The 21,967-nt window shown below is 31.7% G+C and carries 24 protein-coding genes and 3 tRNA genes; 14 read left to right on the top strand and 13 right to left on the bottom strand.

Annotated elements, in window-relative coordinates; translation table 11 throughout:
* Positions 1-10: 10 nt before the first annotated feature.
* From AANAER_RS10665 to AANAER_RS10655, 3 genes are all read left to right on the top strand, one after another.
* Positions 11-101: transfer RNA gene (locus tag AANAER_RS10665), tRNA-Ser, on the top strand.
* A 20-nt stretch (positions 102-121) separates the two neighbouring features.
* Positions 122-198: transfer RNA gene (locus AANAER_RS10660), tRNA-Ile, on the top strand.
* 42 nt (positions 199-240) lie between these two features.
* A tRNA-Gly gene (locus AANAER_RS10655) sits at positions 241-317 on the top strand.
* 6 nt (positions 318-323) lie between these two features.
* Here AANAER_RS10655 and AANAER_RS10650 read toward each other — a convergent pair.
* Complete coding sequence (locus AANAER_RS10650; RefSeq protein ID WP_129081197.1) at positions 324-746, bottom strand: HTH domain-containing protein; 423 nt, start codon at positions 744-746, stop codon at positions 324-326.
* A gap of 96 nt (positions 747-842) precedes the next feature.
* Here AANAER_RS10650 and AANAER_RS10645 point away from each other — a divergent pair, with 96 nt between their 5' ends.
* The gene (locus AANAER_RS10645; RefSeq protein WP_129081196.1) at positions 843-1,889 is read left to right on the top strand and encodes a TsoY family (seleno)protein; all 1,047 of its coding nucleotides are present in this window, start codon (positions 843-845) and stop codon (positions 1,887-1,889) included.
* Entirely contained in the window at positions 1,889-2,020 is a 132-nt protein-coding gene (locus tag AANAER_RS15160; RefSeq protein WP_267898121.1) for a hypothetical protein, read from the top strand. Before AANAER_RS10645 ends, AANAER_RS15160 begins: the two co-directional genes overlap by 1 nt.
* 70 nt (positions 2,021-2,090) lie before the next feature.
* Here AANAER_RS15160 and AANAER_RS10640 read toward each other — a convergent pair whose 3' ends face one another.
* From AANAER_RS10640 to AANAER_RS10600, 9 genes are all read right to left on the bottom strand, one after another.
* Positions 2,091-3,161: an MBL fold metallo-hydrolase gene (locus AANAER_RS10640; protein ID WP_129081195.1), complete on the bottom strand. Its 1,071-nt coding sequence runs from the start codon at positions 3,159-3,161 to the stop codon at positions 2,091-2,093.
* Entirely contained in the window at positions 3,158-4,354 is a 1,197-nt protein-coding gene (locus AANAER_RS10635; RefSeq protein ID WP_129081194.1) for an MFS transporter, read from the bottom strand. The genes AANAER_RS10640 and AANAER_RS10635 overlap by 4 nt, the downstream gene beginning before the upstream one ends.
* 31 nt (positions 4,355-4,385) lie before the next feature.
* Entirely contained in the window at positions 4,386-5,534 is a 1,149-nt protein-coding gene (locus AANAER_RS10630; RefSeq protein ID WP_129081193.1) for an iron-containing alcohol dehydrogenase, read from the bottom strand.
* Between the two features lie 17 nt (positions 5,535-5,551).
* A complete protein-coding gene (locus tag AANAER_RS10625) occupies positions 5,552-6,280 on the bottom strand; it encodes an SDR family NAD(P)-dependent oxidoreductase (protein WP_129081192.1) in 729 nt (242 codons plus the stop codon).
* A gap of 2 nt (positions 6,281-6,282) precedes the next feature.
* A complete protein-coding gene (locus tag AANAER_RS10620; protein WP_129081191.1) occupies positions 6,283-7,440 on the bottom strand; it encodes an NAD(P)-dependent alcohol dehydrogenase in 1,158 nt (385 codons plus the stop codon).
* A gap of 26 nt (positions 7,441-7,466) precedes the next feature.
* Complete coding sequence (locus AANAER_RS10615; RefSeq protein WP_129081190.1) at positions 7,467-8,423, bottom strand: alpha/beta hydrolase; 957 nt, start codon at positions 8,421-8,423, stop codon at positions 7,467-7,469.
* Positions 8,424-8,450: 27 nt separating this feature from the next.
* Positions 8,451-8,912 (bottom strand): cyclophilin-like fold protein, encoded by a 462-nt coding sequence (locus AANAER_RS10610; protein ID WP_129081189.1) that lies wholly within the window; start codon positions 8,910-8,912, stop codon positions 8,451-8,453.
* A 136-nt stretch (positions 8,913-9,048) separates the two neighbouring features.
* Positions 9,049-10,242 (bottom strand): MFS transporter, encoded by a 1,194-nt coding sequence (locus AANAER_RS10605; protein WP_129081188.1) that lies wholly within the window; start codon positions 10,240-10,242, stop codon positions 9,049-9,051.
* Positions 10,243-10,266: 24 nt separating this feature from the next.
* The gene (locus AANAER_RS10600; RefSeq protein ID WP_129081187.1) at positions 10,267-11,355 is read right to left on the bottom strand and encodes a Gfo/Idh/MocA family protein; all 1,089 of its coding nucleotides are present in this window, start codon (positions 11,353-11,355) and stop codon (positions 10,267-10,269) included.
* 291 nt (positions 11,356-11,646) lie between these two features.
* On the opposite strand from AANAER_RS10600, the gene AANAER_RS10595 reads away from it, so the two are divergent.
* From AANAER_RS10595 to AANAER_RS10585, 3 genes are all read left to right on the top strand, one after another.
* Positions 11,647-12,642 carry an LLM class flavin-dependent oxidoreductase gene (locus tag AANAER_RS10595; RefSeq protein WP_129081186.1) on the top strand — a complete coding sequence of 332 codons (996 nt, stop codon included), beginning with the start codon at positions 11,647-11,649 and terminating at the stop codon, positions 12,640-12,642.
* Positions 12,643-12,804: 162 nt separating this feature from the next.
* Entirely contained in the window at positions 12,805-13,677 is an 873-nt protein-coding gene (locus tag AANAER_RS10590; RefSeq protein ID WP_129081185.1) for a DUF3737 family protein, read from the top strand.
* Between the two features lie 16 nt (positions 13,678-13,693).
* Positions 13,694-14,866, top strand: a complete 1,173-nt coding sequence (locus AANAER_RS10585; protein WP_129081184.1) for a MalY/PatB family protein — start codon at positions 13,694-13,696, stop codon at positions 14,864-14,866.
* Positions 14,867-14,921: 55 nt separating this feature from the next.
* On the opposite strand, the gene AANAER_RS10580 is transcribed toward AANAER_RS10585, so the two are convergent.
* Together AANAER_RS10580 and AANAER_RS10575 are read right to left on the bottom strand one after the other, a co-directional pair.
* On the bottom strand, positions 14,922-15,665 hold the full coding sequence (locus tag AANAER_RS10580) for an SDR family NAD(P)-dependent oxidoreductase (protein ID WP_129081183.1): 744 nt from the start codon (positions 15,663-15,665) through the stop codon (positions 14,922-14,924).
* Between the two features lie 28 nt (positions 15,666-15,693).
* Positions 15,694-16,296, bottom strand: a complete 603-nt coding sequence (locus tag AANAER_RS10575; protein WP_129081182.1) for an FAD-dependent oxidoreductase — start codon at positions 16,294-16,296, stop codon at positions 15,694-15,696.
* Between the two features lie 98 nt (positions 16,297-16,394).
* Between AANAER_RS10575 and AANAER_RS10570 the strand changes: the two genes are divergently transcribed.
* Positions 16,395-16,835 (top strand): MarR family winged helix-turn-helix transcriptional regulator, encoded by a 441-nt coding sequence (locus tag AANAER_RS10570; RefSeq protein ID WP_084593264.1) that lies wholly within the window; start codon positions 16,395-16,397, stop codon positions 16,833-16,835.
* 3 nt (positions 16,836-16,838) lie between these two features.
* Here the strand turns inward: AANAER_RS10570 and AANAER_RS10565 are convergent, their stop codons facing one another.
* Entirely contained in the window at positions 16,839-17,753 is a 915-nt protein-coding gene (locus AANAER_RS10565; protein ID WP_129081181.1) for an AraC family transcriptional regulator, read from the bottom strand.
* 242 nt (positions 17,754-17,995) lie between these two features.
* Between AANAER_RS10565 and AANAER_RS10560 the strand changes: the two genes are divergently transcribed.
* The 5 genes from AANAER_RS10560 to AANAER_RS10540 all read left to right on the top strand — a co-directional run bounded on the left by AANAER_RS10560 (position 17,996) and on the right by AANAER_RS10540 (position 21,910).
* A complete protein-coding gene (locus tag AANAER_RS10560) occupies positions 17,996-18,433 on the top strand; it encodes a cupin domain-containing protein (RefSeq protein ID WP_129081180.1) in 438 nt (145 codons plus the stop codon).
* 14 nt (positions 18,434-18,447) lie between these two features.
* Positions 18,448-18,942 (top strand): (R)-mandelonitrile lyase, encoded by a 495-nt coding sequence (locus tag AANAER_RS10555; RefSeq protein ID WP_129081179.1) that lies wholly within the window; start codon positions 18,448-18,450, stop codon positions 18,940-18,942.
* An 86-nt stretch (positions 18,943-19,028) separates the two neighbouring features.
* A complete protein-coding gene (locus AANAER_RS10550) occupies positions 19,029-19,661 on the top strand; it encodes a carboxymuconolactone decarboxylase family protein (protein ID WP_206732530.1) in 633 nt (210 codons plus the stop codon).
* 8 nt (positions 19,662-19,669) lie between these two features.
* Positions 19,670-20,248, top strand: coding sequence for a YkgJ family cysteine cluster protein (locus AANAER_RS10545; RefSeq protein ID WP_164969317.1), 579 nt, complete (start codon positions 19,670-19,672; stop codon positions 20,246-20,248).
* A gap of 219 nt (positions 20,249-20,467) precedes the next feature.
* Entirely contained in the window at positions 20,468-21,910 is a 1,443-nt protein-coding gene (locus tag AANAER_RS10540) for a sensor domain-containing diguanylate cyclase (protein ID WP_129081176.1), read from the top strand.
* Positions 21,911-21,967 lie beyond the last annotated feature (57 nt).

Here is a 21,967-nt window from a genome sequence, read left to right as displayed (position 1 = left end):
CTGAAAACAAGGACAAGTGGGTGAGTTGGCTGAAACCACATCCCTGCTAAGGATGCGTACTGGCAACGGTACCGAGGGTTCGAATCCCTCCTTGTCCGCCATTGGCTTTTTAAGTCAGCGTGGGTCATTAGCTCAGCTGGTTAGAGCACTCGGCTCATAACCGAGTGGTCGAAGGTTCGAGTCCTTCATGACCCACCACTTTAAAGTGCCTTTTTCAGGCTTCTTTATACTTTTTTAAATGCGGGAATAGCTCAGTTGGCTAGAGCCTCTGCCTTCCAAGCAGATTGTCGCGAGTTCGAGTCTCGTTTCCCGCTCCACTTGATTTAATCCCAATCTTTTTTTAGTAATTCTTTTAATTTTAAGAAATCATCTTTTCCTATTTTTTCTTTAACCGTTTTTTCGACTTTTTTCATTACATTGTTTCTGCATATTAGTAATTCTTTGCCTTTTTCCGTTATATAGATATGTTTGTTTTTTTTAATTGTTTCTTCATTATGTAGCAATAAGTACCCTTTGCTGCAAAGATTATTAATACTTTTATGTATGGCTTGTCTGCTTATATTAAGTTTTTTGGCCAGTTCTGAAGAGGTAAAAGTTCCATTTTGTATCAGTGTTAGTATTCTTGTAGAGGTAACTATATCGTTACTCTCAAATTTCTCTTTTTTTGCCTCTATAAAACTTAGTTCTTCAATTAGATTTAGTTTTTCCAACAATAAAAACTTTAAATCAAAATATTTTTCTTCCATATTGTCAACCTCCTTGACAAAATATATTTTTTAGACTAGAATGTCAACTTAGTTTACAATAACTACTATTAAGTTTATGATAAAGGATAAAAATTTATGGCAAAAGTTAGTAATTTGGGTGAAAAGTATTCACCGATGTATTTTTTAGCCTCTTTAGGTTCAGGTGGTTTGGCAGTATCTTTTTTTTTATATCTAAATTTTTTGATACCGCATAAGGGTGTTGAGATGGTAAGCATAGATTTTCTTCTTCCTTTTATAAAAAAGGGTGATTTTATATCAGCATTGGTTGTTTTGGCTATGCTTGCTACATTTTTCTTTATTTTCAAACATTTTGAGCTTCTGCTTTGGAATATAAAAGAGTACAGAAAGTTTAAAAACACTAAAGGTTTTGAAAAATTAAAAAGAACAAACAGTGAAGTCTCTTTGATGGCAATGCCTCTTACTTTCGGAATGAGTATGAATACTGTTTTTATTTTAGCTGCATTAACGGTACCGGGGATTTACGATATTATCGAGTATATTTTCCCTTTTGCATTAATTTGTTTTTTTATTATTGCTTTTTATGCTCTTAAAATATATTTAGGATATTTTACACATATGATAATAAGCGGTGATTTTAATCTAAATGAAAACAATAATTTCAGTCAGTTAATTGCAATTTTTGCTTTTGCAATGATTTCTGTAGGATTCTCTGCACCGGGTGCTATGAGTGCCAATACGGCAGTTTCAAGTATAGGAATCTTTATGGCTGTATTTTTTGCTGTTATTGCCGTTAGTTTAACTTTTATAAAAATTATATTAGCAATGAGAGAAATTTTGGAACACGGTATTACAAAAGAGACAAGCGTAAGTATTTGGATTATGCTTCCTATTTTGACACTGCTTAGTATTGCATTTATAAGATTGACTTTTGGTTTTTATCATCATCTTATCAATGATCATGTTCCTACAGCATGGCTGTTTTTAATTACTTCTTCTATTTTCTCTTTAGAAATAGTATTTGGTTTGGTAGGATATTTCGTAATGAAAAAATTGAATTATTTTAAAGATTTTATCAATGGAGAAGAAAAGAGTAATTTAAGTTTTGCAATTATTTGTCCGGGAGTTGCTTTTTATGTTTCTTTTTTATTATGGCTGGATTAGTGAAAAATGACATTATAACTCTATTTTCACCGCTGTTTTTTGTTCTTTTGGCAATATTGATTTTTGTTCAATATAAAACTATATCTACTTTTTTTAAATTAGAAGCAAAATTAATTAAAGTAAAAGCATAATTTTTTACTTTAACTTAACATCTGCAAGATTAATCTCTTGTAGATTGTTTAGTTTGATTATGTATAAAAGTTACCACCATTTTTGCGTCTCTTTTTTTGATAATAAAGGGATTATTTCTCCCATTTTAGGATGAGTTACAGTCACATTCTGTTTTTTAGCTTCTTCTACAACTTTGTTTAAAGGTTCATTCCAAGGATGAATAGAGAGATTAAAACTGCTGTTATGCACTGGAAATAATATTTTCCCTTTTAAATCAATATTTGCCTGAACACTCTGTTTTGGCATCATATGTATCTCTTTCCATCTTTCATTGTATGCTCCTGCTTCTATAAAAGTCATATCAAAAGGTCCATACTTTTCACCTATTTTCTTAAAAGTATTAAAATATCCGCTGTCACCGCTAAAAAAGAGATTTGCTTTTGTAGAGGTAATAACCCAAGAAGCCCATAATGTTTTATTTTTATCAAATAATCCTCTCCCTGAAAAGTGTTGGGCAGGGGTTGCCGTAATTTTTAGATTATTTGCCGTACATGACTGCCACCAATCTAATTCGCACACTTTCATCGTATTTACACCCAAATCTAAAAGCTTTTGTTTTACACCTAAAGTTGTATAAAAATATTCTACTTTGTCTTTTAATTTTAGGATGCTTTGTTCATCCAAATGATCATAATGATTATGGGAGATAATAACTACGTCAATTTTGGGCAACTGCTCAATAGTGATAGGCAAATCATGAAAACGTTTTGGAGCAACAAAAGGAAAAGGCGTTATTGTTTCCGAAAATACTGGATCGGTTAAAATATATTTGTTATCAAGTTTAAACAAAAGTGTTGAATGTACTAATCTTACTACGGAATTATCAGGCATATTTATAATATCTTCTTTTGTAAGTTTTACAACGGGAATAGCGTTTTTAGGAGGTATCTTATTTTTGGTTGTATCCGTAAATACCGCCCAAACATTAGAAATAAAATCTTTAAAATCCGACTTAAAATCTGCTTCAAGATTTTTAAACTTTCCATTTTCATAATGTTTTAAATTACATTGAATATTTTTCTTATTTTGACTACATCCTGCCATTACTATTCCCGTAAACAGAGATAATACTATTAAGCTTTTTAATAGTTTTTTTCTCATCTTATTTTTTTTAAAGTATAAAATGCCGTTATACTTGACATCATAGTTGCTATTGCAAATATTACGGCACTAAATACAAATGTAATTTCATATCCGTATATATCAAAGAACAGCCCTCCAAGAGCTGAACCTAAAGTAATAGCAAGCTGAACTACGGCAACCATCAGACCGCCTCCTGCTTCAGCATCATTGGGCAAGGTTTTGCTTACCCAGGTCCAATGGGCAACAGGGGCTGATGTTGCAAGTAATCCCCAAAGAGCTATAAGTATAAAAACCCAAGCCGTTATATGTCCGAAAAGTATAAATCCAATTACTAAAAACATCATAAGAAAAGGAATAATCGTTAACAGGCTAAAGAGTTTTGTTTTTACAATATAACCTATTAATATTGTACCTATTAGTCCCGAGACTCCTAAGACTAAAAGAGCCAATGAAACCATATCCACATCGAGTTTTGTTTCAACTTCCAAAAAAGGTCTTAAATATGTGAAAAGTGAAAACAACGCCATAAAAAACAGCATTATAGAAACCATTCCCAAAGTAACTTGCCAGCGTTTTAATAGTTTAAAAACACTGCTTAATTTGGGTCTATGTCCGTATGCGTGTCTTGCCGGAAGTTCGGGTAGTCTTTTATACTGCCAGACAAAAGCAATAATTGCAATAGGAACAATACAAAAAAATGCACCTCTCCAACCTATTATTCCACCTAAAAAACTTCCAAGAGGTGCTGCGATTGTAGTAGCCAAGGCATTTCCTCCATTGAGTATTGCCAAAGCTTTAGGCACGGAATTTTTAGGAACCAGTCTCATTACCGTTGCAGCAGACATAGACCAAAAACCGCCTATGCAAATACCTAAAAGTGCTCTTCCTAACATTAACATTATGGAATTAGGAGCAAAAGCAACGATTACTCCTGAAACTCCCATTAAGATAGTAAAAAACAGTAGAATAGTTCTTCTGTCAATATGACCTACTATCGTTGTTAAAAACAGGCTTGTAGCTACGGCAAACAATCCTGATATTGAAATTGTTTGTCCTGCATGACCTTCCGTGATACCCAAATCAGAGGCAATAGGCGTAAGTAAACTTACCGGCATAAATTCTGATGCAATTAAAACAAAGGCACATAAGGACATTGCCCAAACTGCACCCCATACAGGATCTATGACCTCTTTATTTTCTACATTATTCATTTTATTCGTATAACTGCTTTCTTCTTTAATCTTATAATGCCAATTTTAATATTTCTAAAACTTTTGCTTTATTGTATTTTTCGCTTAGACCGAAATATTTTGTATTTCCTTCTACATTTTGGGCAATTTTTTCTAATTCTGATTCTTTTATATCAAACTCTGAAAGTCTTGTAGGTGAGCCTATTTTTTTAAACCAGTTTTCTAAGGCTTCAATACCTTCAACGGCACTATTTAATCCAAAGACTTCTTCTGCAAATCTTTTAAATTGCTCTTCGTTTTGTTTATAATACCATTTCATCCAAGCCGGAATTACAACAGACAAACCTGCTCCGTGAGGAACGTTATATAAAGCAGAGATATCGTGTTCTATCATATGATTTGGTGAAGTTGCTCCTTCAACTCCCGTATAAGTGGAACCGTTGAGCGCTTGTGTTGCAGCCCATGCAAACTCTCCTCTTGCATCGTAGTTATCAGGATCTTTTAAAAGAATTTCGGCAGTTCTTATTGCAGCTTTTATATTTGTTTCAATATATGAACAAACAATTTCGGATTGATATGTTGCAGTAAAATATCCTTCTATAGAGTGGGCAATAACATCAACTGCCGAATATACCAAATACTCTTTAGATACGCTTTTTTGAAGTTCGGGATTAATAACCGAAACTTTTGGAAAAACAAAAGGTGATGCTATATAATATTTTTGTTTTGTTTTTTCATTTGTAAGAACCGCAAAAGAGTTCATCTCACTTCCCGTTGCTGCAAGGGTGATAATATCAAACACGGGCAGAGCTTTTTCTATTGTTGCAGTGAATGTATAAAAATCCCAAACATCTCCGTCATAACAAGCACCTGCCGCGATTCCTTTTGTACTGTCTAAAACTGAACCTCCGCCAACAGCTAAAAGTGCATCGACTTTCTCTTTTTTTGCTAATTGGATACCTTCATGAACTTTTGATAAAAGAGGATTACTTTGAATTCCTCCTAACTCTAAATATTCTATACCTTGAGCGGTTAAACTAGCCGTAACTTTGTCGAAAAGTCCACTTTTTTTGATTCTGTCACTTCCGTATGTTATTAAAACTTTTTTTATTTTATATTCTGAAATATAATTTCCTATTTGCTTCTCTTTATCTTTTCCAAACTCTATTCTTGTTGGATTATAATATGTAAAATCTCTCATAAAATTCCTCTTTATTTTTATTCTTTCGGTAAAGGTATACCTGTAATTTTTTCATAAATCTTTAATAATTTATTTTGCATCTCTATATCTTCGGCTTTTGAAGAGTAATCGCTCTCTTTCAAGTGATAAAAATATTTTCCGTTAAATGTTAAAGTATCATCTGAAGCAAGCCATATTTGTGTTTGACTACCGTCTTCCAAACTATCGGGTGCATTATAGTTTGCCATTTTTGTTTTTACCCATCCCGGGTCTACCGTGTTTGTATAAATTTCTGGACATAGTCTTGCAAGTGCTAAACTTAACATCAAGATTTGAAGTTTTGAAGTTGAATAATCAACTCCTTTTTCAAGGGATAACTTTTCTATATTTGTATCACCTTGTGGGTGCATATTTGAACCGATATATATAAGACGTTTGGGTTTATTGATTAAAGCTGTTAAGATATATACGGCAAGATTGTTGATTTTAAAAATTTTCTCTTTTGATTCATTATAAACTCCTGCATTGTGTATAATAACATCGAAATTTCCTAAGCTGTTAACCTTCTTTGCAAGATGTTTTACTTCTTCTAAATCGGATAAATCGGCAGTTAATATTTTCATCTTTTTTTGAAACTTTGCAGCTGTTTGTTCAGCTCTTTTGTCATTTTTGGCATGAAGTACTACTTCATGCCCCGATTCTACTAATTTTTGAGCGGTAAATAAACCTAATCCGTCGGAAGAACCTGTAATAAATATTTTTGCCATAATTAAATTGTTGCCGAATCTATTACGTATCTGTATCTTGCTTTTTTATCTATAACATTTTGCCAAGCTTGAGTTATCTCTTCTGCATCAATAATCTCAATTTGCGGATAGATTTTATTTTTTGCACAATAATCAACTACCTCTTGAGTCTCTTTCATACCTCCAATTAAAGAAGCGTTAAAATTAACTCTGTTTGCCGCAAAACCTATGTTGCTTAATGTTAGTTCAAAACCTTTAGGCATACCTACTTGTGTGAAAAAACCATAAGGTTTTACAGTAGCGGCATAAGCTGCAACATCAAACTGAGCAGGAATAGTTGAAATCATATAATCAAGCGTTTTTGCATAAGGTGCAAGTTTTTCACTGCTGTCGACAACTATTACCTCTTTTGCCCCAAAACCTAAAATATCATCTTTTTTATCGGCACTTGTAGTAAAAGCATAAACTTCTGCTCCCATAGATGCAGCAAGTTTTACTGCCATATGTCCTAAACCTCCGATTCCTGCAACTCCTACTTTATCTCCTTTTTTAAATTTTGCTTTCATTAAAGGAGAGTAGGTGGTGATTCCCGCACATAAAAGCGGAGCAGCCTCTTGGAAACTGATATTTTCCGGAATATGCACTACAAAATGATCTCTTACTACGATATGTGTTGAATAACCTCCTTGGGTAATTCCTGTCGGGTCTCTTTTATCAGGATATCCGTAAGTAAAAAGAGTATCGGGTTGATATTGTTCTTCATTTTCGCACTCTGTACAACCGTCAACCATACATCCTACACCCGCTCTGTCTCCAACTTTGAATTTAGTTACGTTTTTTCCTACTTTAGTAACGATTCCTACAATCTCATGTCCGGGAACTTGTGGATATTGTTGTTTACCCCAATCTCCTTTTTCTTGGTGAATATCAGAGTGGCAGATACTTGCATATTTTATCTCTATTAAAACATCATTATCTCCCACGGGTCTTCTTTCAAATTCCCACGGTTTTATTACTCCTGATTCATCAAAAGCTGCATAACCTTTTACTTTTAAATTTTTATTCATTATAATTCCTTTATCATTTGCTAAAATATCCGTAGGTTTGTAAAATACCAAACCTGCACCGATTATTGCCGAGTTTTTTATAAAATCTCTTCTTGTTTGAGTTTTCCCGTTCATTGTTTCTCCTTTTTTCAGATTAAAGTTTATTTCAAATTTTCATTAAAAAAAGACTCCAGTTTGTCAAAAGGAATCAAATCAGTTCTATCATATAAATCAATATGTCTTGCATTTGGTACGATATAGAGCTCTTTTGGTTGCGCTGCTTTTTTATAAGCATCTTCACTGAAATATCTAGAATGGGCATTTTCTCCTATAATTAGAAGAATAGGTCTAGGAGAAATATCTTCAAGATAATTCAAAAGAGGGAAATTCATAAAAGCCATTTGACTGGTTAAGGTAAAAGCAGCAGGAGCATTTGGATGAAAGCCTCTTTTCATAGCATAAAACTCAAAAAATTCACTTGTAATAGAATCTAAACCTTCGGGAATACTCTCTTGGGGTTTATTGGGAAAGCCTGGTGCAATTTTAGGAAGAGAATTTTCAAAATCTTCCCATCTTTGTAAACTTAAGTTTGTAAGATTCTCTTTTCTCTCTTCACTGCTCATACTATCTAACCAGCCGTTTCTTAAAACACGGCTCATATCATACATACTAGCAGTTGCCACGGCTTTGATTCTTTGGTCTACTTGGGCAGCTTTCAATGCAAAAGCGCTGCTTCCGCAAATTCCTATAGCTCCTATTCTTTCTCTGTCAACATAAGGTCTCGTTCCTAAGAAGTCTACTCCTGCACTAAAATCTTCCGTAAAAATTTCGGGAGAAGATGTTCTTCTTGGTTCTCCACCGCTTGTTCCGTTATAAGATTCGTCAAAAGCAAGAGTTATAAAACCTCTTTCTGCCATTGTTTGAGCATATAATCCTGCTCCTTGTTCTTTTACTCCTCCGTAAGGTGTTCCTATAACAAGTGCCTGATATTTTTTTGAACTATCTATCTCTTTTGGGAGATATAAATCCGCAGATACGCTTATTCCGTATCTATTTCTATAAGAGACTCTTTGGATTATTACATTATCACTTTTTTCAAAAATTTTATCCCACATCATAATAACTCCTTTCTTTTTTATCTATTTTTACTCTTCTTTGTTTATTTTAATTATTCCTGACATATTTTTAATATATTCTAATCCTGATACGATTTCTCCAAGTTCATATAAACCTCCTGCACTTCCGAAATCTTTATAAAACATAACAACGTCTCCCCAAGGTGCATAATAAGCAAGAGTTCCGTTTTTTGCCTTTGCAAGAGGGGTATTGTTTGTTGAAAGTTTTTTTGGCGGATAAAATATTTTTTCATTGTTTCCAAAATTTTCAACTTCAATTTCTAAAGGCAGTTGTTCATAAAGCTCTTTTGCCGCTTGTGAGTTGTTTAATTTAAAAACGGCAGTCTCTCCTTTTGCCTGAACACTTATTTTCATTGTTTCTCCTTTTTGAAATTCTATTTTATTATCAATCTCTTTATTTGGATTTGCCAAACAAGAGAGTAGGGGAAGAGATAATAAAACCATAAAGACTTTTTTAATTGTTTTTTTCATTTTCACTTCCCACTTTTTTTGATTGTTTATAATTTTATTATAATTTAATAGTTTTAAAAGCGGTAGAAGAATACTCTATGATTATTGCCTAATTCTATAAATATCTAAAATCCAAGTAGTAAATAACTAAATCACTTTAATCAATTTTGATCTCTACATGTTTTGGGTTACGGGCAAACATAAGAGTAATAATACATGCAATAACGGCTAAAAGACCGTAGAAAACTGCAATTTGAAATAAATTCATAAAATGAGATAGTTGTCCTGCAATAAAACTTGGAATAGCTGCACCTGCATATGAAGTTGCATATATCAAAGATAAAACTCCGGCTCTCTCTTGGCTTGAAATATCTGCCAGTAAAGAACGTATACTTCCTGTTAATACGGCTCCTTGTGCCGCTCCTGCAAAAGCACTTGTGATTAAAAAACTTTCAATTAAAGAAAATTTAATAGAGATTAAAATACCTATTACGGCTAAGGTATAAACAACCATTCCGTAACGTTGGGCATTTGCAGGAGAAAAACCTGCCGTAAGAGGACCTCCTAGGGCACAAGGAAGCAAATACGATGAAAATACTATAGCTGCCATTAATGTGCTGTGCGTGCCTAATTGGCTTACGGCTATAGAAGGACCGTAAGCTTGGTAAAAACCGCCTAATGCCCATGTTGCTATAAAAGTACAAGCGGCAATAGGATATAAACGTTTATCTTCGTGCGGCAGCGAAAATTTCGGTTTCAAAGATGATATAACACCGGGTTTTTGTTCAACGCTTTCTTTACTAAATGTAATTAAAACCGTACAAATTGCAAGTGCTGCCAAAACAACAAAATAGCATAATTCTTTTGGATAAGGAGCATATTCAACAAGACTGCCTGACACGACTGCACCTATTGTAAGTCCGACCATAGGAGAATTACTAACAACGGCAGCGGGTACCCAGTTAGGAAGAAAAGAGCCTTTATCTACGATATACGAGGCAACTGCACTTGAAGCCAAACCGCAAGCTAAACCCAATAACAATCTTCCTAAAATAAGAGGTGTTGCACTGCTTACATCTAATAATATAATACTAGAAACAGCGGCAAGAGCAAAACATAGAAAAATTACGGGTTTTCTTCCTAAATGGTTTGATATTCGTCCGAATATAAGCAGAGCCGTAATTGCTCCTATAAAATATACGACGGCAGTAAGAGCAAGATCGTTGTAGTTTAAACCATCTGCTTTACGATATATATCATATAAAGGTATAGGTGTGGCAGAAGCGGCAAAAATCACTAAAAAAGCAAGAGAAGCAGCTATAAAGCCTAAATTAACTTTAATTTTTTGCAAGTTATTACTCCTTGAGTTTTTAATCTATTTTTTATTGTTTGATGATTTTTCAATTTCATCAAGCAATTTGTGCAATGATACTGCATCTTGAAAACTCGGTGCTTCTCTTGTCCCTTCTTTTATATCTTTTGCAATTAAAGAATAAATTCCAAAAACATTTCGGGGAATAACATTTTCAGGTTTTTCTAGATACATCTCTTCCGGTACTAGAAGTTCTTTCATCTTTTCATCACTGTTTTGTGCTCCTAAAATATGTAATTGAGTCATTTGACCGTGACCTATATCTCCTGTTACTTTTATATCACCTTTGGTTCCGTTAATTTCCCATAAGAAGTTTGTTCCTTTCGATAATCCTCCTCTATAATGGGCAGAAAAAGCAGCACCGCTTTTAAATATACCGTTAACCATAATTTGATCTTCAACACTATTTGGGATACTTTTTTTTGTATCTGTTATATATACGTTTTCTCGTCTTTTTATCATTCTTGCAGAAATATCGGAAATCTCCCCTAGAACTTCTCTTACTCCTGCTAAAGTATGCCCAAAAGGGATAGTTAGCATCGTAGCTCCTTTTGTCTTATCACTAAGATATGCAAGATCGGCAATAGTTTCTGCTCCCCAATTTCCTCCGTCTGCAACTAAAGTAGTAGATAAAACCTCTCCTAAATAACCTTCTGAAACAAGTTTTTTTAGATATTTAACTTCAACTGCAGTTCTCATTTGAGTTCCTACACTATTTACGACACCTTTTTGTTTTGCTAATTCTGCTAATTCTGCTGCTTCTTTTAGTCCATTTCCCAAAGGCCATTCGCAATGTATATGTTTGCCTGCTTTAAGTGCGGCTTTAACAAATTCATAATGATAAGGAACTTTTACCGTTACTACTACAAGATCAACTTCGGAAGAATTTATTAAATCTTGGGGAGTTTCAAATGCGTAAGGAAGGTTAAAAGCTTTTGCTGTTTTTTGAGCGCTTTGCAGAGTTGAATTTGCTACACCTACTACTTCAAAATCTTTATCAAGAGCTTTAAGTGCAGGCATATGAGCCATAGCTGCCCAATGACTATCTGGATTTAATCCGATAAATCCTACTTTTATAATATTTTTATTCATTTTTATATCCTTATTATTTAAAAGTCAAATAGATTTTAATTATTTTGAATTTTATAAAATTTCTATAAACTATTATAAATTATATTATTGATTTTTAATAGAAGGATAATCCATTGTACTTGTCTAATTCTACAATTTTCTGTTTTTTACTGTAAGGATGAATAAAAAATATCTATTTATATAAAAGTAACTAAAATTTTACATCTTATATTTTTAGGCAATGTTTTCATAATTTTGTTCTACTATACTAGAAAATATTTTTGTATACTAAAGTTTTAAGCAGGAGAAAATATGAATAATAAAAAGATACCCTTATCTGTATTAGATTTAGTTCCGATAGGAGAAGGTTTTACTATCTCTGAATCTATAAAAAATAGTACGAAATTGGCTAAAGCAGTGGAAGAGTTCGGTTTTGAGCGCTATTGGGTTGCCGAACACCATAATTTCAGCAGTATTGCAAGTGCCGCTACTTCGGTTATATTAAGTTATATTGGATCAAAAACGGATAAAATCAGATTAGGTTCGGGCGGAATTATGCTTCCTAATCATTCACCTTTGGTTATTGCCGAACAATTTGGGACATTAGAATCTCTTTTTCCAAATAGAATTGATTTAGGTTTGGGAAGAGCTCCCGGGACAGATAGACAAACTGCAATGGCACTTAGAAGAGATATAAATAACGACGGTTCTGATTTTCCTATGATGCTCAAAGATTTGCAATATTATTTCTCCGACCAAGCAGATGAAAAAAGAATAAAAGCCGTTCCAGGATATGATCTTGATATACCCCTTTGGCTTTTGGGTTCTAGTACATTCAGTGCAAAATTAGCGGCACAAGAAGGCTTGCCTTTTGCTTTTGCTTCACATTTTGCTCCCGATGCAATGGAAGATGCGATAAAGATTTATCGTGCAAATTTTAAAGCTTCAAAACAGTTAAAAGAGCCATATTTGATGATTTGTATAAATGCAGTATGCGCAAAAACAAAGGAAGAAGCAGAGTTTTTAGCGACAACGGAACTTCAAAAATTTCTTTATTTATATAGAGGTGAAGATAAATTAGTGCCTAAACCTACAGAAAATATGAGTAGTTTATGGGAAGATTGGGAAGAAAGAAGTATTAGACATAAGACAAGAGAATCTATCTGGGGAACACCTGAAACTGTCAAAAAAAGCTTAGAAAATCTTATAAAAAGAACAGATGCCAATGAGATTATGATAAATTCTTGGATACATAATCCTGAAAAGAGAATAAAATCTTATGAACTTATTTCAGAAGTTTGGTTTTAAAATATCAAATTTCTGATTTCATAATATTAGGCAATTAATTTAGATTATTATTCTATTACATATTTCATATTTTTTATATACTAATAAAAGCTTATTTAGGCATTTTTATATAGTTTTAAAATTGATTTATCTAAGCGTTTTGTGAAAGGTAATATAAAAAATATGAAGAATCATTATATTGACAAAAGATATGAATATATAAAAAAACAAAAATTTGAAGGGGAAAGACCTCTATTTAAATCTTCGTTTTTACACTTAGATGATTGTGAGTTTATAAGTGGAGAGTCTGCCGTAAAAATTGGAAATAATATAAATGCAAAAAATTGTAAATTTTCCAGTAAATATCTTTTTTGGCATAATAAAAATCTAAATATCAAAGACAGTTTTTTTTATGACGGTGCTAGAGCAAGTATTTGGTATACGAACAAAGTCGTTTTAGAAAACTGTAAAGTAGATTCTCCCAAAATATTTAGAGATGCAAAAAATATTACCATACAAAATACAGCTTTTAATACAAATGAAACTTTATGGGATTGTGAAGATATAAAAATCAAAGATGTGCAGTTCAAAGGAGATTATTTGCTTTTTCACAGCAGTAATATTGATATTGAAAACTTTACTCTTGACGGAAACTACTCTTTTCAACATACAAAAAATATGAAGCTTAAAAATATAGAAATAAAATCAAAAGATGCTTTTTGGAATAGTGAAAATGTTACGGTTTACGATTCAGTAATAAACGGAGAATATTTAGGTTGGTATTCAAAAAATTTAAAATTTGTAAATTGCAAAATAGCAGGTACTCAACCTTTGTGTTATGCCAAAAATCTTATTTTGGAAAATTGCGAAATGCTTAATACGGATTTGGCGTTTGAATATTCTACTTTAAATGCTCAAGTAACAACTTCAATTCATAGCGTAAAAAATCCAATTAGCGGCACAATAGAAGCAAAAGAGATAAAAAATTTAATACTTGACGATGAAAAAGTAGATTTAAAAAATTTAAAAATAGTCACACAAATAAGTAAGAAGTAAAAACAAGGTGATATAGATGAAATATAATTTTGACAAAATTATAGATAGAAGAAATACAAACAGTTATAAATGGGATACAACTCCCAAAGATGTTTTGCCTATGTGGGTTGCGGATATGGATTTTAAAGTTGCTACTCCCATTGTAGATAGTATATTATTAAGAACTCTGCACGGAGTTTTCGGTTATAGCAGTATTCCTGAAAAATATTATGATGCAGAGATTAATTGGTGGAAAAACAGACACTGCTTTAAAATTGAAAAAGAGTGGATTGAACCTACGGTGGGAGTTATTCCCTCTTTAAGTGCAATTGTTCAAGCTTTTTGTAAAGCAGGGGATAAAGTTCTGATTCAAACGCCTGTTTATAACTATTTTAACAGTTCAATAAAAAATAACGGATGTGAAATAGTAAGCAATGAATTAGTTTATGAAGGAGAGTCATACTCGATAAATTTTTCGGATTTTGAAGAAAAAGTCAAAGATGAAAAGGTCAAACTGTTTATTTTGTGTAATCCTCATAATCCAGTAGGAAGAGTATGGAGTAAAGAAGAACTCAAAAAAATGGGAGATTTGTGTATTAAAAACAATGTTATTATCGTAAGCGATGATATACACAGAGATATCGTATACAGCGATTTTGTATATACTCCTATTATCTCTATAAGCAAAGAATTTTTAGAAAATTTTATTGTCTGTACAGCTCCTAGTAAAACTTTCAATCTTGCAGGTTTGAAAACATCAAATATAATAGTGGCAAATCAAGAGTTTAAGAAAAAAATCAATCGTTCTTTAAATATAAATGAAGCAATCGAACCAAATGTTTTCGGTATTGAAGCTTTGATAAGTGCTTATACTTTTGCAGATGATTGGTTGGATGAACTTTTAGTTTACTTAGAAAAAAACAGAGATTTTTTTATTGAATATATAAAAAAGAATATACCTGAATTAAACGTTATCAAACTAGAAGCAACATATTTGCTTTGGATTGATTGTTCTAAATTAAATATCAAATCAGAAGTATTGGCTCAAAAAATTAAAAAATTAGGGAGACTGCGTATTGCTTCGGGAATCACTTACGGTAAAAACGGAGAAAATTTTATAAGAATAAATATCGCTTGTCCTATGAAAACTTTACAAGAGGGAGTAAAAAGACTTCATAGTGCCATAGATTTGATAAAAGCAAATCATTAAAAACTAAAAAAATATGGATATTTCAAGTATTTTTAAATACTTGAAATACCTTTTTTTAAGAGAGGTAAGCTCCACCGCATACAGGAAGATAAGTTCCAGTAATATGAGAGCTAGAATCTTTTATAAAAAAAGCTACTGCATTTGCAATATCTTTAGGTTGGGCAATTGTTCCTGTAGGAGTTGTTGATTTGATAAACTCTTTAAACTCATCGGGTGCCTGACTTGTTGCATCTGTTAAAACTAATCCAGGTGCTACTATATTAGTAGTAATTCCATGAGGTCCTAACTCTTGTGCCAGATATTTATTAAAAGAGTCCAATGCTCCTTTTGCCGAACCGTGAGCAATAAAACTAGGTAAAGGATCTTCCGATAAAGTACTAGAAATAAAAACTATACGACCGAATTTTTTTTCTATCATTGATGTTGCCGCATGTTGGGCACAAACATATGCTGCATGCATTTCATCATTTAATTTTTGAGAAAACTCTGCCCATGTTTGTTCAATAAAAGATTTAGGTACGAAATTCATATTTGCATTTGAAACAAGAATATCAACACCTCCGTAATCAACTTCGATTTTATCAAACATTTGTTTGATTTGAGCATCGTCTCTAACATCTGTTTGAATAGTATGAGCTTCTCCACCGTTTAAATTTATATCAGAAGCCAACTCATTTGCAACTTGAGTGCTGTTTACGTAATTTATAAATACTCTGTATCCTTTTCTGGCAACTTCTTTTGCAACTGCTGCTCCGATTCCTCTTGCTCCACCTGTTATAAGAACATTCTTTTTTTCCATAATAACTCCTTGTAAAATAAATTTTTTGTTAATCTTTTTTCGGTACATCATGAATAACGGTATATTTACCTATCCATGAACTGATAATATCCGTAGCCGTTTGTGCACCGTAACCGGCAGCCGTAGAAAACATTGATGAAGCACCTGCTGCACAACCCGTAACATATTTTCCTTCACTAATAACGCCGTAATTATTTTCAATCATAAGCATTTTCGGACGAGGTGCTCTAATATGATCTACTACAGGTGCACCGATACCTTCAACATCTATTGTTTGCATACCGTTGGCAAAAACCACAATATTTGCAGTAAATGTATGAGTCTCTGTTTTTACCGTAAAATTATCTTTTTCTCCCTCAACCGATAATACGGTATCATCTAAAATAGATACATTTTTATAAGCTTCTGCTCTTTTTGAAAGAGAGTTTAAAAGTTCTAAACCTTTTGTTCCTTCTTCTACTCCTGCTACATTATATAACTGAGCTTTTTTTAAGTGTGATTCTCCTGAGTCGATAACTAATATCTTATTCTCAGAGATAGTTTCTAATTTTGTTTCGGCAGATCCTAATGTAATAGCACAAGATAAACCTGAAACACCGCCGCCGATGATAATAACACTATATCTTTCCATTTTCTATTCCTTATTATACTTGCATTTGACAAGTATAATAGTTTGAAACTTAAATACTTGTTAAAGACAAGTATTAATATATTATGATATAATAAGGAATGGAAAAAAAAGAATTTAAATTAGAAGAGTCCTTCGGATACCACTTTAACATCATATTTATTAATACGAAAAGATTGATGGAAATTAGATTAAAATCATATAATCTAACCCATTTACAGTTTAGTATTCTTATAAATTTATATAAGAATAACGTGACCACTCAAAAAGAGTTATTGAAATTTACTTACGGTGATGAAACTAGTATTACAAGATTGATTGATAGATTAGAAAAAAAAGGTTACCTTCAAAGAAAAAAATGCACCGATGATAAAAGAAAAAAGAAAATCGTACTTACTCAAAGCGGAGCAGCTTTAACGGAAAAACTTATTTTATGTGCCGTAAAAGTAAATAAAGAGCTTACGGAAAATTTGGAAGAAGAGGAAGCGGAGCAGTTGTTGAGGTTACTTCAAAAAGTTACCCTCTCTTCTAATAAAGCTTAAAGCTTAGGCAATCTCTTTTTTTAGAAACTCGGCATGAGCTTTAGGCGACATACCGAACATTCTTGAATACTCTCTGCTAAATTGAGAAGGACTTTCGTATCCTACTGCAAAAGCTACTTCCGAAGCTTCGATATTTTGATTTAAGAGCATTAATTTAGCCTCTTCTAAACGAATCTTTTTTTGAAATTGAATAGGAGACATTGATGTTATTGTTTTAAAATTTTGATATAAAGAGGATTCACTCATATCAATAAGTTTTGCCAACTCTTTAACATTTAATTTTTCATTAAAATTATCTTTTATTTCAGATATGGCTTTTACAATTTTATTTGAAACTGTACCTTCCATTGCAAATTTATTTAGAAAGTAACCGCTTTTGTCATTGATTAAAATAAAAAGTATCTCTTTTATTATTAAACTAGAAAGATAATTAATCTCCTCTTGTTCTTTATCAAGAAGTTTAATCAATCTTAATATAGGGTCATATAGTTTTTCATTTATTTCATCAAAAAAGAGACCTTTTTCGGATTTTGAATCCAGTGCCAGTTTTTGAGTATCAATATTTTTTATAACATCATAAATATCTTCAAGTTCAAATTTAATACGAAAAGAGACAAAAGGTTTTTCTTTACTTGCTTCAAGCACTTTTACTTTTGCAGGAACATGTGTCGAAGATAATAAATACTCTTTGGGTCCGTAATTGTAAAGTTCATTTCCAAATCCTACGGCTTTACTCCCTTGTAAAATAATACATAAAGAGGGTTCGTATACGATTGCATTAAATTCAGTAGTCTCATCGGAAAAATAGAAATCTAAATTTGATATTTCAGTTTGTAATCCACCGTTTATATTTAATGTATATTTTGTTTCAATAAAATCCAACGCGTCTTTCTGAAGCTTTTCTACTAAATTTTCCATTAAAACCCTTGTTTTTAATCAATATTTTTTTCTTATTATATAAGAAATTTTTTAATCTTAATATAAAAATTCTCTATAAAAATTGCCTAATACTCCAAAAAATAAAAATGATTTATTTGATTTAGAGTATTAGGCAATCAATTTATAAAATTATGCTAGTCAAATGTAAAAAATTTTTATATACTTGAAATAGTGATAACTATATGAATGTTATTTAAACACTTTTAAAAAAGGGAAATAAAATGAAATATACAGATAAAAGTGAATTTGAAAAAGTAAATATGTTTGGAACAGGTATTCCTAATGATAACTATGCACAATATTTTATAGGAGATTCTTTTCTAAACTTTTTATTAAAACCAGGTGAAGCACCTCTTATTTTGGCTAATGTAACTTTTGAACCTGCATGTCGTAATAATTGGCATATTCATCATGCCAAAACAGGCGGCGGGCAAATACTTATTTGTACAGCAGGTGAAGGGTGGTATCAAAAAGAAGGCGATGAACCTCAAAGTTTAAAAGAGGGTTCTGTTGTATATATCCCCACAGGAGCAAAACATTGGCACGGGGCAAAAGCCGATAGTTGGTTTAGTCATATCTCCGTTGAAGTTCCCGGCACTGAAACAAGCAATGAATGGTTAGAACCCGTATCTGACGACTATTATAAAAAACTTAAATAAAAGAAGGAGAAAGAATGAAGGTATTTAGTTTTCTGAGTTTGGCAGTAGTATTGGCAGTTACTCAATTAGAAGCAAGTGAAATAAAACAAGAACAAACAGTAACAAAACTAGAGAATAGAAAATCAATTATAGTAAATAAAACAGACTTCAAAAAATATTTTACAGGTGGTGAAGTTAGAATAGATCCCGTATATCCTAAAAGCGATACTAAGATGCATTCAGGAGCTTATGTAACTTTTGAGCCGGGTGCCAGATCAAAATGGCATACTCATCCAAGAGGACAGCATATAATTGTTACTTCAGGAGTAGGATATACTCAAACTTGGGGCGGTAAAAAAACTATAATCAAACCAGGTGACGTAGTTTGGTGTCCGCCCGGGGTAAAACACTGGCACGGGGCATCAAAAGATATTGCAATGACACATTTTGTTATTACGGAAGCAGATGAAAAAGGTAAAAACGTAGAGTGGATGGAAGCTGTTAGTGATGAACAATATAATTCTAACTAAAAGGCAGAAGTATGAAAAAAAATCTATTTTTAATATTATGTAGTTGTTTTACACTTTTTAACTTATTAAATGCAAAGGAGTTGGATTTGAAATTATTGGATAAAAAAGATCAGAGTATTATAAAAATCTCCGCATTAACAACTGTAGGAGATACCAATAAACTATATCAGGTTTTAAATGAAGGATTAGATAACGGTTTAAGCGTTAATGAAGTAAAAGAGGTATTGGTTCAAACTTATGCTTATGCAGGTTTTCCCAGAAGTCTTGGAGGAATCGGAACTTTTATGAAAGTTATGGAAGATAGAAAAGCCAAAGGAATAGAAGATAAAGAGGGAAAAGAGTCATCGCCGCTTCCTGAAAATTTTAATAAAGATGAATACGGTGCAAAGGTAAGAGCAAAATTGGCAGGTCAGGATAAAATTCCAGAACCAAGCGGTTATCAACTCTTCTCACCGATAATTGATACTTATCTAAAAGAGCATCTGTTTGCAGATATATTTGTAAGAGATATTTTAACCCCTAAACAAAGAGAGTTGTCTACTATCTCCGTATTAGCCGCTCTTGGAAATGTAAAAGGACCTATAGCTTTTCATTTTAAAGCTTCAATGAACAGCGGCTGGACAAAAGACGAGTTAAAAGAGTTTACCTTAGTTATTAAAGATTGTTTAGGAGAGAAAAAAGCTCAAGAAGCAAACAGTGTATTAGAAACGCTTAAATAAGGGGAAGTGTGTTTATCAACATAAAAAAAGCGGGTACACAGTATTTCACCTCATGCGATGAATGTTCAAAAGATTGTTGCAGTGCACCGAAAGTTATATTTGCACCTTTGATTTTGGAAGATTTTGAACATGTATATGAAAATTTTCTTATACAGTTTGCTTATATAGGAGAAGAGTTAAGAATCTTAATGGTTATAAATGACGGTTCAAGCAGTTGCGTATATTATGTAAATAACAGATGTCAAATATATGAGCAAAGACCGCCCGCTTGTAGAATGTTTCCTATCTCTCCCTATTTTGATCAATTTTTTATAAATATGGATTGTGAAGCTTTAAATACAAAAAAACAGGGCGAACTGATTTGCAAAGAGGATATGTTTAATGAAAAATTCTTTCATCCAAGAGTAGATAACTTTATCGAAAAACTCGATAAAACAAAAAATTTCTTAAATACAATAGAAAATAGTCTAGTTCCTAGCATAGTAATAGCAGGTCTTCAACTTTATAATTACAATGGAGACTTGGAAAATACTCATATAAATATGCACAAAAAATCTCTTAAGCATATAAAAACTTTTTCTTTTTGATAAGGATAAATCATAAAAAGTATATTTTTTATACAATTAATATGGATTAAAATTCAACAATATTGCTACAATTATAACTAGCATACATGTCAAGTAAATTCAATATGTCAGAGGAGATTTTACTCGCTTTCTCTAATCTCCTCTTTCCTCTTTAACCCTTGAAATATTGATTTAATTTTTATTTAAATACAATACAGCATATCTTTTAAAAGAGGAAAAATGTTATTAAAATCAAAATATAGAGTTGTTTTTCTAATTACTACGTTATTAATTATTCTATCGCTTTCAATTTCAACTATAAATTATGTTGTTTCTTTAAATAATGCACAGTCTCAACTAAAAGATCAGGCTTTACCTCTCTCTTTAGATAATATTTATACGGATATTCAAAAAAGTATAATTCAGCCTTATTTAGTCTCTTCTTTGATGGCTAATGATACTTTCGTTCAAGATTGGTTGGTAAACGATGAGGATAATAGTCAAAAAATTATAAGATATCTTGAAGCTATAAAAAATAAATATGATATGTTTAATACCTTTTTGGTTTCGGACAAAACAAAAAATTATTATACTCAAAACGGTTTTACGGAGACTATTGATAAAAATAAAAAAGACAATCAGTGGTATTTTAGATTTAAAAATATTCAAAATAAACATGAAATAAATTTGGATTTTAACGAGCATCTTTCAAATCATATGATTATGTTTATAAATTATAAAATTTTTGATCATAATTTTCACTTTTTAGGTGCAACGGGTGTGGCACTTAAGATTTCGTATATCGATGATTTGCTTAAATCTTTTAGATTAAAACACAAATTTATCGTTACTTTTTTTGATAAAAACGGAAGAGTGGTTTTATCGGAAAGAACGATAAACAAGAAAAAAACTTTAGATGACTATGAGAAGTTGAAAGAGTATAAAGAGCTGATTCTTTCTAAAAAAACAAATGTTATAGAGTATAAAAAAGAGGGGAATAAATATATTTTAAATACAAAATATATTCCCGAACTTGATCTGTATTTAACGGTTGAAGCAAATTTAAACGACTTCACGGAAGATGTAGAAAACGTATTTTATCTAAACTTATTAACTTCGATAGTTATAACTTTTATAATTTCGTTTCTTATATATTTTATTATTAAAAATTATAGTAAAAAATTGGAGTATCTCTCTTCTTACGATACTTTGACAAACATTCCAAATAGAAGAACATTTGAAGAGAAGTTTAATTCTCATCTTTTATTAAAAAGAAGAAGAGACTCAGATCTTGGAGTGATTTTCTTTGATGTTGATGATTTTAAGAGTATTAACGATAAGTTAGGACATCAAAAAGGAGATATGGTATTAAGACGTATTGCCTCTATTTTGAAAAAAAGTGTAAGAAAAACAGATTTAATAGCAAGATGGGGAGGAGAAGAGTTTATCGTAGCTTTAATAGATTCTTCTTTAGATGATACTTTAGTAGTTTGTGAAAAAATAAGAAGTTCTTTAGAAGAGGATTTAAAATTAAAAAATATTTGCAACTATTGTATTACTGCAAGTTTCGGTTTAACAATGGTTTCTCAAGAAGATACTATCGAAAAGGTTGTTCAAAGAGCCGATGAAGCTATGTACGAAGCTAAAAAAGAGGGTAAAAACAGAACAAAAATTCTAAACTGATAATTGTCTTATAATATAGATTATTATATCATTGTATAATAAAAAATTATGTAACTT

Origin of the sequence: Halarcobacter anaerophilus, assembly GCF_006459125.1 — a bacterium.
Taxonomy (GTDB): domain Bacteria; phylum Campylobacterota; class Campylobacteria; order Campylobacterales; family Arcobacteraceae; genus Halarcobacter; species Halarcobacter anaerophilus.
The sequence above is the reverse complement of the archived record's forward strand: the minus strand, read 5'-3'. Positions and strand labels throughout refer to the sequence as shown.

Bases quoted from the DNA above. Each gene is read 5' to 3' on its own strand.
- AANAER_RS10615 (WP_129081190.1), bottom strand. From the start codon at position 8,423: ATGATGTGGGATAAAATTTTTGAAAAAAGTGATAATGTAATAATCCAA.
- AANAER_RS10555 (WP_129081179.1), top strand. From the start codon at position 18,448: ATGAAGGTATTTAGTTTTCTGAGTTTGGCAGTAGTATTGGCAGTTACT.
- AANAER_RS10620 (WP_129081191.1), bottom strand. From the start codon at position 7,440: ATGAACGGGAAAACTCAAACAAGAAGAGATTTTATAAAAAACTCGGCA.
- AANAER_RS10540 (WP_129081176.1), top strand. From the start codon at position 20,468: ATGTTATTAAAATCAAAATATAGAGTTGTTTTTCTAATTACTACGTTA.
- AANAER_RS10590 (WP_129081185.1), top strand. From the start codon at position 12,805: ATGAAGAATCATTATATTGACAAAAGATATGAATATATAAAAAAACAA.
- AANAER_RS10595 (WP_129081186.1), top strand. From the start codon at position 11,647: ATGAATAATAAAAAGATACCCTTATCTGTATTAGATTTAGTTCCGATA.
- AANAER_RS10625 (WP_129081192.1), bottom strand. From the start codon at position 6,280: ATGGCAAAAATATTTATTACAGGTTCTTCCGACGGATTAGGTTTATTT.
- AANAER_RS10565 (WP_129081181.1), bottom strand. From the start codon at position 17,753: ATGGAAAATTTAGTAGAAAAGCTTCAGAAAGACGCGTTGGATTTTATT.
- AANAER_RS10560 (WP_129081180.1), top strand. From the start codon at position 17,996: ATGAAATATACAGATAAAAGTGAATTTGAAAAAGTAAATATGTTTGGA.
- AANAER_RS10640 (WP_129081195.1), bottom strand. From the start codon at position 3,161: ATGAGAAAAAAACTATTAAAAAGCTTAATAGTATTATCTCTGTTTACG.
- AANAER_RS10630 (WP_129081193.1), bottom strand. From the start codon at position 5,534: ATGAGAGATTTTACATATTATAATCCAACAAGAATAGAGTTTGGAAAA.
- AANAER_RS10600 (WP_129081187.1), bottom strand. From the start codon at position 11,355: ATGAATAAAAATATTATAAAAGTAGGATTTATCGGATTAAATCCAGAT.
- AANAER_RS10610 (WP_129081189.1), bottom strand. From the start codon at position 8,912: ATGAAAAAAACAATTAAAAAAGTCTTTATGGTTTTATTATCTCTTCCC.
- AANAER_RS10570 (WP_084593264.1), top strand. From the start codon at position 16,395: ATGGAAAAAAAAGAATTTAAATTAGAAGAGTCCTTCGGATACCACTTT.
- AANAER_RS10575 (WP_129081182.1), bottom strand. From the start codon at position 16,296: ATGGAAAGATATAGTGTTATTATCATCGGCGGCGGTGTTTCAGGTTTA.
- AANAER_RS10585 (WP_129081184.1), top strand. From the start codon at position 13,694: ATGAAATATAATTTTGACAAAATTATAGATAGAAGAAATACAAACAGT.
- AANAER_RS10580 (WP_129081183.1), bottom strand. From the start codon at position 15,665: ATGGAAAAAAAGAATGTTCTTATAACAGGTGGAGCAAGAGGAATCGGA.
- AANAER_RS10645 (WP_129081196.1), top strand. From the start codon at position 843: ATGGCAAAAGTTAGTAATTTGGGTGAAAAGTATTCACCGATGTATTTT.
- AANAER_RS10650 (WP_129081197.1), bottom strand. From the start codon at position 746: ATGGAAGAAAAATATTTTGATTTAAAGTTTTTATTGTTGGAAAAACTA.
- AANAER_RS10635 (WP_129081194.1), bottom strand. From the start codon at position 4,354: ATGAATAATGTAGAAAATAAAGAGGTCATAGATCCTGTATGGGGTGCA.